General features: G+C 67.4%; 3 protein-coding genes. 2 read left to right on the top strand and 1 reads right to left on the bottom strand.

The features are described from left to right. Window positions 1–190: DUF3418 domain-containing protein (locus BSP109_RS16660; RefSeq protein WP_146001230.1), on the top strand; the 190-nt coding region annotated here is incomplete at its 5' end. Window positions 191–234: 44 nt separating this feature from the next. On the opposite strand, the gene BSP109_RS16655 is transcribed toward BSP109_RS16660, so the two are convergent. After that, entirely contained in the window at window positions 235–609 is a 375-nt protein-coding gene (locus tag BSP109_RS16655; RefSeq protein WP_101602066.1) for a hypothetical protein, read from the bottom strand. A 64-nt stretch (window positions 610–673) separates the two neighbouring features. Here BSP109_RS16655 and BSP109_RS16650 point away from each other — a divergent pair. After that, window positions 674–1,186: GTP-binding protein (locus tag BSP109_RS16650; RefSeq protein WP_257944762.1), on the top strand; the 513-nt coding region annotated here is incomplete at its 3' end.

Raw genomic sequence — 1,186 nt, 5'->3', positions numbered from 1 at the left:
GAAGATCGGCAACCGCTTCCCGGCACTGGCGAAGGGCGAGTGGTCGCAGCTGATCGTGTCTCTGCCCACCGAGTGGGTCGAGGTCGTCGTGATGGCCGAAGAGCTGCGCGTCTCACTGTTCGCGAACTCGCTGGGCACAGCACATCCGGTGTCGGAGAAGCGCATCGCGAAGGCTCTCGCCCAGCTCTGAGCAGACCATTTCTCACCGGCAGCTGCCGCCGGGGCCCGCGAACGTCAGACGTCGGCGAAGAAGGCGCTGAAGAGCCACCACAGCGGCAGAGCTCCGGCGGCAAGAAGGGTCGCGACACTCGACCAGAGGCGCCACGTCCACGGGCGACGGCGGGTGCCGATGAAGAGGAACGCGAGATAGAAGATGAGGCAGAAGGCCCCCGACAGGCTGAGCAGCACCATCCCGGCCGCCTCGCTGCCGGAGGTGCCGAGATCGAAGAGGTACTTCGTCGTCTGCGCTATCTGCCAGGAGAACCAGATCGCCGCGCACAGCAGCGGGGCACCCAGGACTCCCGCGACGATGAGCGGTAAGGCTTTGAGCCAGCGGTCCTTCGGCCCCGCCCCGCCCCTATGGTTCCGGCCGCCGGACGCCCGGCACAAGCTGACCCCACCCTGGGACGGAGGGGACACGCCGGATGAGCGCGAAGAACGATAGGAGATTGCGGTGACTTGTGGCCAGTATTCCGTCAAGGACATCCGACACGAGGCGTCCCGCCGCCGCGCGTTCGCTGTCATCTCCCACCCCGACGCGGGCAAATCGACGACCACCGAGGCGCTCGCCCTCCACGCGCGGGCGATCGGTCAGGCCGGCGCCACCCACGGAAAGGCCGGCCGCCGCGCCACCGTCTCCGACTGGATGCAGATGGAGCAGGACCGCGGGATCTCGATCTCCTCGGCGGCCCTCCAGTTCGAGTACCGCGATGCCGTCGTCATGCTCATCGACACCGCCAAAGGCCTCGAGTCGCAGACGATGAAGCTCTTCGAAGTCTGCGCCCACCGGAACATCCCGATCATCACCGTCGTCAACAAGTGGGACCGTCCCGGACTCGATGCGCTCGCCCTCATGGACGAGGTCCAGCAGCGCACCGGCCTCCTTCCCACCCCGATCACGTGGCCCGTCGGCCAGTCCGGTGACTTCCGCGGCGTCCTCGACCGGATCACCGGCGAGTACACGAAG

It is taken from the genome of Brevibacterium sp. Mu109 (genome assembly GCF_900169375.1).
Lineage (GTDB): Bacteria > Actinomycetota > Actinomycetes > Actinomycetales > Brevibacteriaceae > Brevibacterium > Brevibacterium yomogidense_A.
Note: the sequence above shows the minus strand (reverse complement) of the source record. Positions and strands in the feature narration are given on the sequence as shown.